The 16,148-nt window shown below is 74.0% G+C and carries 18 protein-coding genes; 5 read left to right on the top strand and 13 right to left on the bottom strand.

Annotation, left to right across the window (positions count from 1 at the left end; translation table 11 throughout):
• The first annotated feature begins 158 nt into the window (after positions 1–158).
• Positions 159–1,439: an Nramp family divalent metal transporter gene (locus AC1MBW_RS02995; RefSeq protein WP_480025384.1), complete on the top strand. Its 1,281-nt coding sequence runs from the start codon at positions 159–161 to the stop codon at positions 1,437–1,439.
• Between the two features lie 67 nt (positions 1,440–1,506).
• Here AC1MBW_RS02995 and AC1MBW_RS02990 read toward each other — a convergent pair whose 3' ends face one another.
• Both AC1MBW_RS02990 and AC1MBW_RS02985 read right to left on the bottom strand, forming a co-directional pair.
• A complete protein-coding gene (locus AC1MBW_RS02990; protein ID WP_480025383.1) occupies positions 1,507–2,616 on the bottom strand; it encodes an alpha/beta fold hydrolase in 1,110 nt (369 codons plus the stop codon).
• 103 nt (positions 2,617–2,719) lie between these two features.
• Positions 2,720–3,310: a DUF1990 family protein gene (locus tag AC1MBW_RS02985; protein ID WP_480025382.1), complete on the bottom strand. Its 591-nt coding sequence runs from the start codon at positions 3,308–3,310 to the stop codon at positions 2,720–2,722.
• 48 nt (positions 3,311–3,358) lie between these two features.
• Between AC1MBW_RS02985 and AC1MBW_RS02980 the strand changes: the two genes are divergently transcribed.
• Positions 3,359–3,988 (top strand): RBBP9/YdeN family alpha/beta hydrolase, encoded by a 630-nt coding sequence (locus AC1MBW_RS02980; protein WP_480025381.1) that lies wholly within the window; start codon positions 3,359–3,361, stop codon positions 3,986–3,988.
• Positions 3,989–4,056: 68 nt separating this feature from the next.
• Here AC1MBW_RS02980 and AC1MBW_RS02975 read toward each other — a convergent pair whose 3' ends face one another.
• The 11 genes from AC1MBW_RS02975 to AC1MBW_RS02925 form a co-directional block, all read right to left on the bottom strand.
• On the bottom strand, positions 4,057–5,343 hold the full coding sequence (locus tag AC1MBW_RS02975; protein ID WP_480025380.1) for a M18 family aminopeptidase: 1,287 nt from the start codon (positions 5,341–5,343) through the stop codon (positions 4,057–4,059).
• A gap of 105 nt (positions 5,344–5,448) precedes the next feature.
• A complete protein-coding gene (locus tag AC1MBW_RS02970; RefSeq protein WP_480025379.1) occupies positions 5,449–5,823 on the bottom strand; it encodes a hypothetical protein in 375 nt (124 codons plus the stop codon).
• 86 nt (positions 5,824–5,909) lie between these two features.
• The gene (locus AC1MBW_RS02965) at positions 5,910–6,857 is read right to left on the bottom strand and encodes a DNA-3-methyladenine glycosylase family protein (protein WP_480025378.1); all 948 of its coding nucleotides are present in this window, start codon (positions 6,855–6,857) and stop codon (positions 5,910–5,912) included.
• Positions 6,854–7,525, bottom strand: a complete 672-nt coding sequence (locus AC1MBW_RS02960) for a DNA-3-methyladenine glycosylase I (RefSeq protein ID WP_480026067.1) — start codon at positions 7,523–7,525, stop codon at positions 6,854–6,856. Before AC1MBW_RS02960 ends, AC1MBW_RS02965 begins: the two co-directional genes overlap by 4 nt.
• A 38-nt stretch (positions 7,526–7,563) precedes the next feature.
• Positions 7,564–8,190, bottom strand: a complete 627-nt coding sequence (locus AC1MBW_RS02955; protein ID WP_480025377.1) for a methylated-DNA--[protein]-cysteine S-methyltransferase — start codon at positions 8,188–8,190, stop codon at positions 7,564–7,566.
• A complete protein-coding gene (locus AC1MBW_RS02950; protein WP_480025376.1) occupies positions 8,187–8,777 on the bottom strand; it encodes an RNA polymerase sigma factor in 591 nt (196 codons plus the stop codon). Before AC1MBW_RS02950 ends, AC1MBW_RS02955 begins: the two co-directional genes overlap by 4 nt.
• A 1-nt stretch (position 8,778) precedes the next feature.
• Positions 8,779–9,297: a methylated-DNA--[protein]-cysteine S-methyltransferase gene (locus AC1MBW_RS02945; protein ID WP_480025375.1), complete on the bottom strand. Its 519-nt coding sequence runs from the start codon at positions 9,295–9,297 to the stop codon at positions 8,779–8,781.
• Between the two features lie 222 nt (positions 9,298–9,519).
• Complete coding sequence (locus AC1MBW_RS02940; RefSeq protein WP_055971148.1) at positions 9,520–9,798, bottom strand: acylphosphatase; 279 nt, start codon at positions 9,796–9,798, stop codon at positions 9,520–9,522.
• Positions 9,799–9,928: 130 nt separating this feature from the next.
• Positions 9,929–10,915, bottom strand: coding sequence for an aldo/keto reductase (locus AC1MBW_RS02935; protein ID WP_480025374.1), 987 nt, complete (start codon positions 10,913–10,915; stop codon positions 9,929–9,931).
• Between the two features lie 140 nt (positions 10,916–11,055).
• Positions 11,056–13,113: a hypothetical protein gene (locus tag AC1MBW_RS02930; RefSeq protein ID WP_480025373.1), complete on the bottom strand. Its 2,058-nt coding sequence runs from the start codon at positions 13,111–13,113 to the stop codon at positions 11,056–11,058.
• A gap of 144 nt (positions 13,114–13,257) precedes the next feature.
• Positions 13,258–13,395: a hypothetical protein gene (locus AC1MBW_RS02925; protein ID WP_167599047.1), complete on the bottom strand. Its 138-nt coding sequence runs from the start codon at positions 13,393–13,395 to the stop codon at positions 13,258–13,260.
• 208 nt (positions 13,396–13,603) lie between these two features.
• On the opposite strand from AC1MBW_RS02925, the gene AC1MBW_RS02920 reads away from it, so the two are divergent.
• The 3 genes from AC1MBW_RS02920 (at position 13,604) to AC1MBW_RS02910 (ending at position 16,132) form a co-directional block, all read left to right on the top strand.
• A complete protein-coding gene (locus tag AC1MBW_RS02920) occupies positions 13,604–14,962 on the top strand; it encodes an MFS transporter (protein WP_480025372.1) in 1,359 nt (452 codons plus the stop codon).
• On the top strand, positions 14,959–15,555 hold the full coding sequence (locus AC1MBW_RS02915) for a thermonuclease family protein (RefSeq protein ID WP_480025371.1): 597 nt from the start codon (positions 14,959–14,961) through the stop codon (positions 15,553–15,555). The genes AC1MBW_RS02920 and AC1MBW_RS02915 overlap by 4 nt, the downstream gene beginning before the upstream one ends.
• A gap of 61 nt (positions 15,556–15,616) precedes the next feature.
• Positions 15,617–16,132: a MarR family winged helix-turn-helix transcriptional regulator gene (locus tag AC1MBW_RS02910; protein WP_480025370.1), complete on the top strand. Its 516-nt coding sequence runs from the start codon at positions 15,617–15,619 to the stop codon at positions 16,130–16,132.
• The last annotated feature ends 16 nt before the right edge of the window (positions 16,133–16,148 follow it).

The following is a 16,148-nucleotide window of genomic DNA, read 5'->3' as shown; positions in this document are numbered from 1 at the left end:
ATCCGGTACGTACCGGATCAGCCTCGAACCCCGTTCCATGTGATGAACCACGAACCTTCGTGGTTCATCACACGGAACGGGGTTCTTCTCGTCTCCGCAGTGTTGAGGCGCTTCGATACCAGGATTTCGGCACGCCGAAACCTTGCTAAGGTCGAGGCATGAGCTCGACCGACACCCGCCGCGCCGACGCCGAACCGCCCCGTGACGGCCGCCCCCCGCAGGTCGTCCACGCGCGGCCGCGCGGCACCCTGCTGGGCCCGGCGTTCGTCGCCGCGATCGCCTACGTCGACCCGGGGAACGTCGCCGCGAACCTCACGGCGGGGGCGTCGTACCAGTACACGTTGCTCTGGGTGCTCGTGCTGGCCAACGCCATCGCCGTGCTGGTCCAGTACCTGTCGGCCAAGCTGGGCATCGTCACGGGGCGGTCGTTGCCCGAGGTGATGGGCACGCGCCTAAGTCGTCGGCCCCTCCGGCTCGCGTACTGGGGGCAGGCCGAGCTGGTGGCGGCCGCGACCGACGTCGCCGAGATCATCGGTGGTGCCCTCGCCCTGCAGCTGCTCTTCGGCGTGCCGCTCGTCGTCGGCGGTCTGATCACCGGCCTCGTCTCGCTCGGCCTGCTCATGCTCACGAGGTACCGCAGCGGCCGGGTCTTCCAGACCGTGGTCATCGCCCTGCTGGCCGTCCTCACGCTGGGGTTCTGCGCCGGCCTGCTCTTCTCCCCGCCCTCGGCGGGCGGCATGCTCGCCGGCCTCGTGCCCCGCTTCGAGGACAGCACGGCGGTGCTGCTGGCCGCCTCGATGCTCGGCGCGACCGTCATGCCGCACGCGGTCTACCTGCACTCCGCGCTGACCCGGGACCACCACGGCGTCGTCGCCGAAGGGGCTGACCGGGCCCGCGTGCTGAAGGCCACGCGGTGGGACGTCGTCCTCGCGCTGCTGGTCGCCGGTGGCGTGAACGTCGCCATGCTCGTGCTCGCGGCCTCGACCCTCGCGGGCCAGGACGGCACCGACACGATCCCCGGGGCGCAGCAGGCGATCGCCGCCGCTCTCGGGCCGGTGATCGGGGTGCTCTTCGCCGTGGGCCTGCTCGCCTCCGGCCTGGCGTCGACGTCGATCGGGGCGATGGCGGGCGCCGAGATCATGAAGGGTCTGCTGCACGTGCAGGTGCCGCTCATGGTCCGGCGGGTCGTGACGCTGATCCCTGCCCTGGTGCTGCTCGCCACGGGCATCAGCCCGACCTGGTTGCTCGTCCTCAGCCAGGTGGTGCTGAGCTTCGGCATCGCCTTCGCGCTGGTGCCGCTCGTCGTCGCGACGAGCGACCGGTCCCTCATGGGCACGGGCGTCAACGCCGTGGGGACTCGCGTGGCCGGATGGGCGGCCGTGGTGGTCGTCGTCGCGCTCAACCTCGTGCTGATCGGGCTGACCGTCTCGGGGGCGTGAGGGGGAGGGCGTGAGGGGCGGGTCGACGCGACCCGCGCCTCCTGCGTCCTCGACCCGACCGCCGCTCTCAGCGGCGGGCGTCGCCGGTGGTGGGCTCGATGTGCGGGCCGTCGTCGGGCTCGTCGCCGGCCGCGACCTTCTCGGCCTGACGACGGTCGAATGCCGCCTGCATCGACTCGGCGTGGTCCGTCTTGGCCTCGGCGAGGGCCTCGTCGTCACCGCGCATGGTCGCCGCGGTCGAGCGCAGGCGCGCCCCGACGGCCGTGACGAAGTCGGCGGGGCTGGGACTGAAGTCGTCGCTCTCGTCACCGTCGCCCGCGTCGACGTAGTGGTGCAGCTCGTCGCCCTCGTCGTGTGTGATCGGCTGCTGGGCGTGCTCGACGCAGAGCTTGGCGACCTCCTCGGCGTGGGCGTGCATGACCGAGTGGGCGGCGCCGGGCATCTCCCAGAGGCGGGACGAGGGCAGCAGCTCGCCGACGCGGCGCACCCACTCGCGCGGGGCGACGGCGTCGTGCTCACCTCGGATGACCAGGGTGTCGGCGGCGATCTGAGGCAGGTGCTGCTCGATCGGGTACGTCATCATCTTGGGCAGGATGCGCGAGAACCAGCGCACCCCACAGAGCACGTAGGCGCTCAGGGCCAGGAACTTCACCCGGCCGGGTTCGTGCCAGGCGGCACGGGCGAACCGCACCGCCTGCTCGAGCACGTGACGATGGGCCGGATCGATCACGGGCCCGATCAGCACCACGGTCGACAGGTCGGGCCGGCGGGCGGCGAGGTCGACGACGATCTGCGTGCCCATCGAGTGCCCGACGACGACCGGGTCGTCGAGCCCGAGTTCGTCGATCGCCGTGCCGACCAGGTCGGCGTACTCACGGATGGTGAGGGCGTGGCCCGGGTGCGGGACCCCGGCGAAACCCGGCAGGTCGAGGGCGTGGACGGGGCCGAACTCGTTGAGGTTCGGCGCGAGGCGTTCGAAGTAGTCGGACGAGACGCCGATGCCCGGCACCAGCAGGAACGCACGCTCGCCGGTGTCACCGATCGTGTTGACCCGCACGTAGAGGTCGCCCCGTTCGACGCGGCGGACGGTCACGTTCGTGTCGACGTCGCCCGAGCGCGAGGCGTCGCGGGCGGCGGCGCTGCGGGCCGAACCGGCGTGGCGACGTCGAGGACTCATCGGATCAGTGTGGCACGGCGGGCTCGGAGCCCGGCGCGGTGGCGTGGCACCCGCTCCCGTGCCGAGCGGGCGCGTCGGGTCGGCACCGCCTGCCCGAGTCTCGTCAGACGGAGGCCACGACGCCGTCCAGCGCACGCAGGTTGCGCCGCAGGATCAGCGAGAGGGCGAGCGCCGATGCGGGCCCGGCGGCACGCATCCACCAGGCGGCGGGACGCCAGACGACACGGATGTCGAGCGTCACGCTGTCGTCGTCGTGGTGGCGCACGCGGTAGCTCTCCCAGCCGCGCTGGGGGTGGCCGACCAGGGCGGCGTGACCGAAGCCGATCTCGGTCTCGGACCGTACGACGGCGAACACCCGGCAGGCGACCGGTGGGTGCAGGGGGCCGAAGGTGACGCCCCAGACGCTCGTCGCGCCGACGGTCACCCGGGCGGGCACCTCGAGCGGCACGAAGCCCGAGCCGCGATGCACCTGCCAGTGCAGCACGGCGTCACCCGCGGCGTCGAAGGCGGCCCGGCCGTGGCCGATCACCCGGCTGCGGGTCGTGACGTGGAACCCGGCGGGCGGCGGGCCGTCGAGGGTCGGCTCGCCGTCGAAGGCGTATCCGTCGCCGAACCGGGCCCGGGGCGAGCGGGTCGGGCGCGGCCGGGGTGATCGCGACCGGGGTGGTCGCGACCGCGACGGGTGTGACGTCATGGGTCGACCCTGCCACGTCATGACGCTCGGCCGGGGCATGATCGGACCGTGACCGAAGCGACCGCCCCGACGCCGACCCCGCTCTCGACTCCGCCCACGGCCTACCTGATCCTGCACGGCTGGCAGAACCACCGCCCCGAGGGCCACTGGCAGCGGTGGCTCGCCGGCGAGCTCGAGGCCCGGGGGCACGTCGTGCGCTACCCGCAGCTGCCCGACGCCGACGAGCCCTCGCCCGCCGCCTGGGACGCCGCGGTGCGACGCGAGCTCGACGGCCTCCCCGGGGACCTGCCGCTGACGGTGTTGTGCCACAGCCTCTCGTGCCTGCTCTGGCTGAGGCTGCAGGCCGGTGACGCACCTCCGCGGGTCGACCGGGTCGCGCTCGTCGCGCCTCCTTCGCCCGAGCTGATCGCCGGGCAGCCGATCCACGCCTTCGTGGCCGGCGACCTGTTCGACGGCCGTCGGCTCTCGCCCGGCGGGTCCGCCGCGGCGGTCGTCGTCGCCGGGGACGACGACGAGTGGCTGCCGCTCGGCCCGGTCGACACCTGGGAGGCGCGGGTCGACGCCCCGGTCGTCGTCGTGCCCCGAGGCGGTCACCTCACCCCTGACTCGGGCTACGGCGAGTGGCCGGCCGTGCTGGCCTGGGCGCTCGGGGTGCCCGCGGCGGAGGCGTTCGGCTGATCGGCCGTGCGGTCACGACCGGCGGCCGACGGAGCGGTCACGACCGGCGGCCGACGGAGCTGCCGGGCCTACGCGTCCGGCGCGAGGAAGGCGGCGGCCGCGCGAGACAGGTAGGCCGGGTCGTCGGCGCCGCAGAGCTCGCGGGCCGAGTGCATTCCGAGCAGCGGGATGCCGACGTCGATCGTGCGGATGCCGAGCCGCGTCGCCGTGATCGGCCCGATGGTCGAACCGCAGGGCACCGAGTTGTTCGAGACGAACTCCTGGAACGGCACGCCGGCCTGCTCGCACGTCCGTGACCACTCGGCCGCGCCGAGCCCGTCAGTGGCGTAGCGCTGGTTGGCGTTGATCTTGAGCAGCGGTCCGCGGTTCACGACCGGCTGGTTGACCGGGTCGTGCCGCTCGGGGTAGTTCGGGTGCACGGCGTGCCCGGCGTCCGCGCTCAGGCACCACGACCCGGCGAGGGCGCGGCGGTGGTCGGTCGTCGTCGCCCCGAGACCGGCCGAGACGCGGGCGAGGACGTCCTCGAGTAGCGGACCGGCGGCACCCGACGGCGTGGCCGACCCGACCTCTTCGTGGTCGAACGCCGCGAACACGGCGACGTGGTCGAGCTCGACGCCCGCCGTCGCGGTCTCGATCAACGCGACGAGACCGGCGTGGGTCGACGACAGGTTGTCCATGCGCCCGGCGGCGAACAGTTCGCCGGAGAGCCCCAGGACCGCAGGAGGCGCGGTGTCGGCCACGACCACGTCGTACCCGGTCACGTCGGCTCCGGTCAGCCCGGCCAACCCGGCGAGGTGGCCGAGGACGTCGGCCTCGTCGAGCGGACCCGCCCCGACCACGGGGTTCAGGTGACGCTGGGGGTCGAGCTTGAGGCCGTCGGCGTTGACGCCGCGGTCGAGGTGGACGGCGAGCTGCGGGAAGCGCAGCAGCGGCCCGGTGCGAACCAGGTGCGTCTCGCCCATGCGGGTGACCAGTCGACCGGCGAACTCGAGGTCGCGGTCGAGCCACGAGTTGAACAACGGGCCGCCGTAGACCTCGACACCGGCCTGCAGCCAGCCGCGGGTGCCGGTCGTCGGCTTGGGCTTGAGCTTGAAGCCGGGGGAGTCGGTGTGCGCCCCGACGACGCGGAACGGCGTCGTGGCCGTCGCCGTGGCGGGCTCGATCCAGGCGATGACCGCGCCGTCGCGCACGACGTAGCGACGCCCCGGGCCGGTGGGCCACTCGGCGGTCTCGTCGAGGGCGGTGAACCCGGCGTCGTCGAGCCGGCGGGCGGCCTCGGCCGCGGCGTGGAAGGACGAGGGCGAGGCCTGGATGAAGCGGGCGAAGTCGTCGAGGTGGGGGCGCGTGTCAGTCATCCCCACCAGCATGCACCACCCCGTCGTCGCTGAGACCCCACGAAGTCGCCGAGACCCCGGCGCGCGCACGGGGGTCTCGGCGACTTCCTGGGGTCTCACACCGGGTCAGCGGCCGCCGCTGCCGCCGCGGTTCGCGCCGATGTCGCCGCGGTGGGCGTTCGCCTCGGGGTCGGCCGAGTGCGGGTCCTCGTCGTCGACGGTCAGGGCGGCGTCCTGCTCGCCCGAGACGCCGCCGGGGCTCACGGCGACGTATCCGTCCTCGCCCGAGTGGCTGCCGTCCAGCGGCTGCGTGACGTCGCCGTCGGGAGTCGCGTCGCCCGACCCGGCGGGCTCGCCTTGCGTGTCGGTCGGGCCCGACCCGTGGGTCGCCCGGTGCGTCTCGATCGCGGCGGCCTCGACGGCCGCCTGGTCGAGCGCGTCGCCGTGGCCGAGCTCGTCGTCCGGTCCGTGCGGGTCGGGGTTCGTGCGGGCGTCGCTCATCGGGGAGTCCTCTCGTGGTGGGCCTCCGAGGCTAGGCGCACCGCGCCTCCTCGTCCGGACGGCGTCGGCAGGCGGCGCCGGAGGCGTCACGGCGCGGTCGGCAGCACCGCGGCCCAGAGGTGGAAGAGGGCGTAGGCGCGCCAGGGCGACCACGCCGCTCCGGCGGCCTCGGCCTGCTTCGTCGTCAGGCCGCCCATCACGCGCCGCAGCACGAGGTCGCCCGCGGGCCAGGCGTCCCGGTCGCCGAGGGCACGTACCGCGAGGTACTCGACCGTCCACGGGCCGATGCCGGGCACGGCGAGCAGGCGTCGACGCGCGTCGGCGTGGTCGACGTCGGGCGCGATCACGAGCCCGTCGGCGACGACCTCGGCCAGGGCGTGGATCGTCCGCGCCCTGCTGTTCGTCACCCCGACCGCGGCCCGCAGCTCGTCGACGTCGGCGGACGCCAGGCGCTCGGCACGGGGGAACCGCGCGAGGCCCGTCCCTGCGACCGGATCGCCGTAGGCCGCCACGAGTCGCCCGGTGAAGGTGCGCGCCGCGGCGAGCGAGACCTGCTGCCCGAGCACGGTCATCGCGGCCGTCTCGAACCCGTCGGGGTTGCCCGTCACGCGGATGCCCGGTCGCGCCGCGACGAGCGGCCCGAGCACCGGGTCGTCGGCGAAGCCCCGCTCGACGTCGTCGAGGTCGGTGTCGAGGTCGAGCCACGTCCGCACGACGCGTCGGGCCTCGTCGACCGTCTCCTCCGTCGGCGGCACGCCGTCGGGTCCGGTCATCGCCACGTCGACCCCGGTCGACGCGAACGACAGGTCGAGACGGTAGGAGGCGCGCGCGGCCCCCGAGCCCAGCTCGACCAGTCGCGCGTGCGACGCCGCGGCGACGTCGGTGGCTTCGGCTCCCGGCACGCTGTGCGCGGCCAGCAACCCCACGGCGTGCGCGTGGTCCCAGGCTCCGACGGGTTCGACGACGAAGCGCGAGGCCGCCTCGCCGGGCGCAGCCGCGTCCGAGGCCGCCGGGTCGAGCGGGTCCGCCCTCACGACCGGGCCGCCCGGCCGCCGCCGGCCGCCACGGGCCGACCGTCGTCGCCCCACACCCCCGACGACCCGCGGCGGTGGCTGTCGACGAGGTGCGTGTCGACGATGCCCGCGGCCTCCATCAGGGCGTGCATGGTGGTCGGCCCCACGAACGTGAACCCCTTCGCCTTGAGAGACTTCGAGAGCGCGAGCGACTCGGGCGACATCGTCGGCACCTCCGCCATCGTGCGGGGCCGGGGCGTCTCGGCGGGCCGGAACGACCAGACGAAGTCCACGAGCCCACCGTCGGCGCGCAGGTCGAGCGTCGCCCGCGCGTTGCGGATCGTCGCGTCGACCTTGAGCCGGTTGCGGACGATCCCCGCGTCGGTCATCAGGCGCTCCCGGTCGGCGTCGTCGAAGCGGGCGACCACCTCGGGGTCGAAGTCGGCGAACGCGGTGCGGAACGCCGGCCGCTTGCGCAGGATCGTCGCCCACGACAGCCCCGACTGGAACGCCTCGAGGCTCAGCCGCTCGAACAGGCCGCGCTCGTCGCGGACCGGCAGACCCCACTCGGTGTCGTAGTAGTCGCGCAGCAGCGGGTCGGTCGACGCCCAGACCGGCCGGGCCAGCCCGTCGTCACCGACCACGACGCCCGTGCCTGCCGGACCCGACGGCACCGCACCCGACGGCATCGGCTTCGAAGGCACCAGGCCGGGGCGCACCACGTCGCTCACGCGCGTGCCTCGAGGTCGATCAGGATCTGCTTGGCCGCCATGCCCCCACGGTAGTTGCCGGCGGTCCCGTCGCTCCGCACCACCCGGTGGCAGGGCACGACGACCGGCAGCGGGTTGGTCGCGCAGGCCGTGCCGACGGCCCGCACCGCACGGGGGCTGCCCGAGGCGAGGGCGACCGAGGCGTAGCTCGCCGTCGCGCCGTAGCCGATGTCGGGCAGGTGCTCGAGCACCGTCCGCTGGAAGCCCTTCGACAGACGCCGGTCGAGCGGCAGGTCGAACGCGCGGCGCTCGCCGCGGAAGTACTCGTCGAGCTCGCGTGCCACGGCGTCGAGCCGCGACGGAGCCTCGACGATGCGGGGGCTGACGGTCGAGGCCAGGCGGTCGAGCACCGTGTCGTGCCCCTCGATCTCGAAGGCGACCCGCAGCACGCCCACGTCGGTCGCGCAGACGAGCAGCCGCCCGACGGGGGAGTCGAGGGTGCGGTAGGCCACGTCGACCGCTCCGGCGTCGAGGGCGGCCTCGGCGAAGCGGGCGTGCAGGGCGGCGAGACGGTCGTCGGCCGGGTCGAGACCGGTCAACAGGACGCGCGGGTCTGTCGACGCGTCGGCGGGGGAGGCGGTCATCGCGTGCCCTTCGGCTCGGGGGAGGCGGACGGGACGGAGGTGGACGGGACGGCGGTGGGCGGGGCGGAGGCGCGGCGGGCGACCCGCCCCGAGGTGCCGGTCGGTCGGGGCGTCGCCGGTTCGGCCAGCAGTCGGCGCAGCGCCGCGATCCCGTCGGCGGACGCGCGCCGGGCCGCGTCCGCGCTGATGCCGGTCACCTCGGCGACCTCGCGGTGCGACAGCCCGACGAGGTGGTGGTAGACCACGGCCCGGCGCTGCCCCGGCGGCAGGGTCCGCAGCGCCCCGTCCAGTTCGTCCGTGCGAGCCATGGCCTCGTCGTGAGGAGGCGCGGGCTGCGGTTCGGGCACCGTCTCGACCGGGCGGGGGCGGCGGTCCCGCGCCCGCAGCACGTCGATCGCCTTGCGGTGCGCGATGGTCACCAGCCACGCCTCGAGGTTCGTCGACGCGGGCAGCGACGGATAGGCGACGAGGGCCGCCACGAACGTCTCGCTCCACGCGTCGTCGGTGTCGTGCTCGTCGAGCACGGCCCGGCACACGCGCCACACCGTGCGACCGTGCCGGGCGACCACGCGCTCGAAGGGTTCCACGTCAGAACAGCCGACCGGACTCGGGGCCCGACGGCTGGTCGGCCTCGAGCCCGAGCAGGAACCGTTTGCGGTCGAGCCCGCCGGCGTAGCCGACGAGCGCTCCGCCCGAACCGACCACGCGGTGGCAGGGTACGACGATGCTCAGCGGGTTGAGCCCGTTGGCGGCGCCGACCGCCCGGGCCAGGCCGACGCCGCCGAGCGCGGTCGCGAGCTGCCCGTAGCTGCGCGTCTCGCCGAAGGGGATGTCGCGCAGCAGGTCCCACACCCGCACCTGGAAGCCGTTGCCACGCGGTGCCAGCGGCAGGTCGAAGGAGCGGCGCTCGCCGCCGAAGTACCCACCGAGCTGGCGTTCGACCTCGGCGAAGTCGCTCAGCCCGACGCCGTCCCGCGAGACCGGGCCGAAGCCGGTCGGATCGGGCAGGTGGCGGTGCTCGTCGAAGTAGAGGCCGACGAGGCCCGCCTCGGCCCCGACGACGGTCAGCGTGCCGACGGGGGTGTCGACGGTGGTGTGGACGCTCACGGTGCCTCCTGGCTCTCGGCGATGGTACTCACCCCGTAGACGCGCCAGCGCGACCGGATGTGAGGTCGCCGACCGGACCGGGCCGCGTGATCGGGGTGGGCCGTCGACCAGGTACCCTTGAACGCCCGGTCCGGGCACTCCACGCTGTCGGGTGTGTGTGAGCGTCCGGGTCGGGTCTTCTCGTCTCCGGCGACCGGCTTCCCGTCCGTGTCCGCCCCGGGCTCAGTGGCGGGTGCTGAACTCGCTCTCGCCCACGGGGGCGAGCTCGCTCACGTCGACCCGGTCGACCCGGGCCCCGCGGGGTCCCTCGTCGAGCCACTCGAGCAGCAACGCCACCCGGTCGGGCCGTCCCTCGACCTCGACCTCGACCGTCCCGTCGGGCAGGTTGCGGACGAAGCCGCCGACGTCCAGTCGGTCCGCCTCGCCCTCGGTCGAGAAACGGAAACCCACGCCCTGCACCGAGCCGTGCACGAGGGCCCGGCGTCTGATCACGTCGTCCATCGCTCGACCGTACCCGCGCCTCCTCGGCCTGGCCCTCACGCGCTACGAGATCGCCCCCCAACCGCCGAGTGGACGGAACACCACGCGTCGCCGCGGTGTCCCGTCCACTCGACGGTGTGGTGCCGGTGGCCTACTTGTCGACCGTCGACATGTCGGCGTAGCGGGCGCCCTTCGGCGCGGCCACGTCGTCGAGCTGGTACATCTGCTCGGCGTCGAGCACGACGTCGTCGGCCGCGACGTTCTCGTCGAGGTAGGCGCGGCGCTTCGTGCCCGGGATGGGCACGATGCCCTCGCCCTTGGCGAGCAGCCAGGCGAGTGCGACCTGACCGGGCGTGGCTCCGACGGCCCGGGCGACCTCGTCGACCTGCTGCACGATGCGGATGTTCGCCTGCAGGTTGTCGCCCGAGAAACGGGGCGCGAACCGGCGGAAGTCGTCGTCGGCGAGCTCGTCGACCGAGCGGATGGTGCCGGTGAGGAACCCGCGACCGAGCGGCGAGTAGGGCACGAAGCCGATGCCGAGCTCGCGGACGGTCGGCAGGATCTCGGCTTCGGGCTCGCGACTCCACAGCGACCACTCGGTCTGCAGGGCGGTGATCGGGTGCGTGGCGTGGGCGCGGCGGATCGTCTCGGGTGCGGCCTCGGACAATCCGAGGAACCTCACCTTGCCGGCCGTCACGAGTTCGCCCATCGCGCCGACGGTCTCCTCGATCGGCACCTGCGGGTCGACCCGGTGCTGGTAGTAGAGGTCGATGTGGTCGATGCCGAGACGCTGCAGCGACCCGTCGACCGAGCGGCGGACGTACTCGGGCCGACCGTCGACCGTGCGCTCGGCACGCGCCTCGGGGTCGGTGACGTTGCCGAACTTCGTCGCGACGACGGCCTGGTCGCGGCGGCCCTTGAGAGCGCGTCCGAGCAGCTGTTCGTTCGTGTGCGGGCCGTACATGTCGGCGGTGTCGAGCAGGGTGACGCCGACGTCGAGCGCCCGGTGGATCACGCGCACCGACTCGTCGTCGTCGGTGCTGTTGCCGGTGTAGAAGGCGGACATGCCCATCAGGCCGAGGCCGAGACGGCCGACGTCGAGTCCGCCGTCGACCTGGCCGAGTGTGGTGTTCTTCATGGCTCCGAGCCAACTCCCTCGCACCCGGCGACGGCCCAGGCCCGGTGCGCGGCCCGGCGGACCGCAGGAGGCGCGGTGCCCGTCGGACGGACACCGCGCCTCCTCGGCCTGCCGGGTTCAGGACCCGGCGCCCGCCGCCGTCAGCGGCGCTCCACCCGGCGCCGGACGACGGCCGAGCCGGTGACGAGGGCGAGGCCCAGGGCCAGCGCGGCGGCGCCGAGGCCGAGCGGCAGGCCGGGCTCGCTGCCCGTGTAGGCGAGTGGTCGGCCCGAGTCGCCGCTACCCGATCCGCCCGTGCCGGACCCACCGGCCGCGGGCACGACGGGTGCCGGTGACACGGTGGGGTCGGGGCTCGGGTCGGGGTCGGGCACGGGCGTCACGACGGGAGGCGCGGCGAGGGTGATCGTCGGCACGGTGCCGTCGGCGAACGGTGCGGCGAAGGTGCCGACGACGTCACCGTCGAGCACGACCGCGTAGTCCGTCCCGGGGACGAGCGCCTCGGCGCGGTAGAGGCCGGCCGCGTCGGTGGTCGGGGTGGCGACGGGCTCGGGCTCGGCGGCGTCGGCCTCGATCACCTGCAGCGGCAGGCCCACGGCGGGGGTGCCGTCGGCGTTCACGACCGCGCCCTCGACGCTGACCGTGTCGGGAGCGGCGATCTGCACGGGCGGGATGGTCCCGCTCGTCGCGGGTGCGGTGATCGTGACGGCCGAGTCGACGTCCTCGTCCAGGATCACCTCGTACTGCTCACCCGGGGTCAGGCCGTCGGCCGTGAACGAGCCGCCCGCGCCGGTCTCGACGCTCGCCACGGGCGTGGTCTCGCCGACCGGCACGATGTCGACCGTCGACCCGGTCGCGGGTGCCGAGCCGTCGGGGTTCACGATGCTCGTGGTGATCTCGACGGTCGGGTCGAGCGTGATCGAAGCGCCCGAGGACGTGGTGACCGGACCCCGGGCGATGCCCGTGACCTCGTCGACCACGTCGTACTCCGCGGCGGGATCGAGCCCCTCGAAGGTGATCGAGCCGTCGGTGCCGGTCGTCCCGGATGCGACCGGGTCGATCTGGCCGGGCACGACGATGCTCACCGGACGGTCGGCGACGGGCGTGCCGTCGGCCTGCACGACCGTGACCGTGAGGGGAGCGGTGTCGACCGGGGCCACGGCACCCGTGAAGGCGAAGTCGAGGCCGGGCGAGTCGTCGCCGGTCACGGTGAAGGATCGGGCGGGCAGGTCGGTGGCACCGTCGGGCGTCGTGACGTCGACCTCGTAGGGCGTGCCCGAGACGAGGCCGGGGACCGACCAGGTGCCGTCGGGGCCGACCGTCGTCGTGGTCCCGACGACCTCACCGGTCGCCGGGTCGACCACCGTCACGACCGCCCCGGGGTAGGCCGTGCCGTCGTTCGTCACCGTGCCGCTCGCCGTGAACGTCTTGGTCACGAACCACGTCTGGTACACCGGGAACCCGGCCCGCTGCTGATACGTGAAGGTCAGCGTCGAGAGCGGCACGGTCGGGCTGAACCAGGCGGCGGCACCCTCGGTGTCGGCCGCGGTCGCGTTGCCGGTCAGAACGCCCGAGCCGGCGTTCCACGAGGGCACGTCGCGCAGCCCGGCGGCGTCGCACGACGGCGACGGGCCGCCGGTCGCGGTGCGGCAGGAGTTGTAGGTGCTCCGGAAACCGAGGGCGCTCGCGGGCACGGCCGCGCCGGCGGCGTCGGTGGCCGAGACGGTCACCTGGTCGGCGTCGACGTCGCCGAGCACGAACGACCAGTCGCTCGTGGGTGTGGCCCGGTCGAAGGTGTAGGTCGTGACCGAGGCGGCGGCAGCCGTCGGGGAATCCTGGGCGGGACGCAGGTTGAGGTAGGGGCGACCGCGGCTCGAGTCGTACTCGGCGCCGACCGGCGTGCCCGTGCCCTGCCAGGTGCTCGACCCGCTGGGGATGGTGGCCTGGCGTGAGGTCGACGTGAACGTCGCCTGGGGGAAGTCGCCGGGCAGTGTCATCGTGCCCGTGTACGCCCGAGCCGTCCCGTCGACGGTGAAGTCGGCCCAGCCGACCGTTCCGGGGCCCGCGGCGGACGCACCCGTCGCACCACCGAGTGCCAGGGCACCGGCCAGGACGACCGTCACCCCCGCCGCCGCCCACGTCCTGACACGCCTGTCGACCATGTTGTCGTCCCTCCGGGCCCCCGCCTGATCGGGGGCCACGAGGTCGAGGTTATTTCAGGTCTGCGTCGCGTCACAAACCGGTACGGCTCGAGGCGTCGTCACGGGCCGGGACGACGACGGGGCGCCGCCTCGCGACCGGGATGCCCGGTGCGGAGGTCGGCGCCCCGTCGGGGACGTCGCGCGTCAGCGCTTCTTGACGTTCGAGACGATGTCCTCCGAGTGGCTGCCCGTCGCTCCCTTGGCCTTCTTGTCGGCGCGCTTCTCCTTCAAGGAGCGCACGGCGACCTTCGCGGTGGTCTTCTTCGCTGATTTCTCTGCCATGGTGGTGCCTCCGTCGCGGACCCAGATGATCCGGTCCGCCCGAGGCTACGGTGCCGCGGCCCCGGTGTCTGTAGTGGCGACCATCTTCACGGCTCCTACACTGCCCAGTGGCCCGATCCGCCTCGCCCGAGGTGCCCGTGCCCGCCCCACACCCGCCCGACCCCGACCACCCGCCCGACCCCGACCACCAGCGAGACGACAGGCCCCGATGACCCCCGTCCCCACCCCGACCCCGGTCGCCCCGACGCGCAGCGAGCGTCTCGACGAGCTGCCGTTCACCTCGAAGCACCGCCGACTGCTCGCCGGCTCGGGCATCGGCTGGGCCCTGGACGCGCTCGACGTGGGTCTGCTCTCGTTCGTCATCGCCCAGCTGATGACCGTGTGGAGCGACCAGGCCGGCCAACTGGCCTGGGTCGCCTCGGCCGGATTCGCGGGCATGGCGATCGGCGCGGCCGTCGGCGGCTCGTTGGCCGACCGCCTGGGCCGCAAGACCGTCTTCGCCCTCACCCTGCTGCTCTACGGTCTCGCCACCGGTCTCTCGGCCCTCTCGTGGTCGGTCGGCGTGCTGCTCGTCCTGCGCTTCGTCGTCGGTCTCGGCCTGGGCTCCGAATTGCCCGTCGCGTCGACCCTGGTCAGCGAGTTCTCGCCCCGGCGCATCCGCGGTCGCGTCGTCGTGTTGCTCGAGGCGTTCTGGGCCGTGGGCTCGATCGGGGCGGCCCTCGTCGGGTACCTCGTGATCCCGACCAGCGACGACGGCTGGCGCTGGGCCCTGCTGATCGGTGCGGCCCCCGCGCTCTACGCCGTCTTCGTGCGGCTGAGGATGCCCGAGTCGGTGCGCTTCCTCGAGTCGAAGGGTCGTCACGACGAGGCCGAGCGCACCGTCCGCGGCTTCGAGCAGGCCGCCGGCGTCGCCGCCCCGACCGTCGTCGCCGAGGAGGCGCGGGTCGTCGAGGAGCCGGCCCGCGCCTCCGTCGGTCGGTTGTTCGGTGCCGGCATGGCGCGCCGCACGGTCGCGATCTGGGTGGTCTGGTTCATGACCAACTTCTCGTACTACGGCGCCTTCGTCTGGCTGCCGTCGCTGCTCGTGGCGGCCGGGTTCCCGCTCGTGCGCTCGTTCGAGTACGTGCTGATCATCACGCTGGCCCAGCTGCCGGGTTATGCGGCCTCGGCCTGGCTGATCGAGACGTGGGGCCGCCGGGGGACGCTCGCGACCTTCCTGCTCGGGTCGGCCGTCGCGGCCGTGTTCTTCGGCTTCGGTGCCGTCAGCGGCAGCGTGGCGCAGATCCTCGTCGCGGGCATGGCGCTGTCGTTCTTCAACCTCGGCGCGTGGGGGGCGCTCTACGCCGTGACGCCCGAGCTCTACCCGACGCCGCTGCGGGGCACGGGGGCGGGGTGGGCCGCCGGCGTCGGCCGCATCGCCTCGATCGCCGCCCCGCTGTCGGTGCCGCCGCTCATCGCCCTCGGCGGGCCGCCCACCCTCTTCGTCGTCTTCGGCGCGGTCTTCGTCGTGGGGGCCGTCGCCGCCACGATGCTGCCCGAGCTCCGCGGCACGCGGCTCGCCGAGTGAGCGCGCGCCGTCGCCCGTCGCGTCGTCGCCTCACGCCGCGTCGTCTGCTCGGGATCGTCGTGGTGCTGGTGGCTGGGGCCGTCCTCGTGGCGTTCCCGCGCCTCCTCGGCGACGGGTCCGGGGGCGGAGACCCGGGAGGCGCGGGTGCGGTTCCCGTGCCCACGAGCGTCCCGGCCGCGGCGGCCGAGGCCGTCGTCGAACGCGTCGTCGACGGCGACACGGTGATCGTCACCGTCGCGGGGGAGCGCGAGCGCATCCGCCTGATCGGCGTCGACACCCCCGAGACCGTGAAGCCAGACGCTCCGGTCGACTGCTTCGGCCCGGAGGCCAGCGCCTTCATGACGGCCACCCTGCCCGAGGGGGCGACGGTCTGGCTCGAGGACGACGCCTCGCAGGGCGACGCCGACCGCTACGACCGGCTGCTGCGCTACGTCTGGTCGCCGGACGGCACGATGCTCAACGAGCGACTGGTCGCCGAGGGCTACGGGCGTGAGGACACCTACGACGACGCGTACCGCTACCGCGACCGGTTCGTCGCCGCCGAGGCGTCGGCCGAGGCCTCGCGGGCCGGGCTCTGGGCGGCCTGCGGCTGACGCGCTACGGATCACGGCAGATCACAGGGGCATCCACCAGAATCATGGGGCAGGAGGTTCCATGCCCACCCCGAGAGACCCGGCCCCCACGGCCCCGTCGACCCGTCCGCCGCGCTCGCCGCAGGCCGACGAGATCGTCACCCACATGCAACGGCTGACCACCGAGTCGCAGAAGGTCGCCCAGGCGTTCGCCTCGCGGCACGGTCTCGGCCACATCGACCTCGAGGCGCTGCTGCACGTCATGCAGGCCGAGCGCGACGGCGACCCCGTGACCGCCGGTGGACTCGGCGAGCTCCTGGGCGTCACCTCGGGGGCGGCCACGGGCGTCATCGACCGCCTCGAGAAGGTCGGCCACGTGCAGCGCAGCCGTGACGAGGCCGACCGACGCCGGGTGCTCCTCCGCTACTCCGACCGCGCCCGCGAGGTCGCGGGGGCGTTCTTCGGGCCGCTCGGCGTGATGAGCGACCGGGTCATGGCCGACTTCGACGAGGCCGAGCTCGAGACCGTCCGACGGTTCCTCGAGGGCATGTCGGGCGCGATGGCCGAGCGGGCCCGCGAGGTGGGGCGTCCCGCCTGAGGCGACCCGCGCCTCC

It is taken from the genome of Frigoribacterium sp. AP1 (assembly GCF_056680555.1).
The sequence above is the reverse complement of the archived record's forward strand: the minus strand, read 5'-3'. Positions and strand labels throughout refer to the sequence as shown.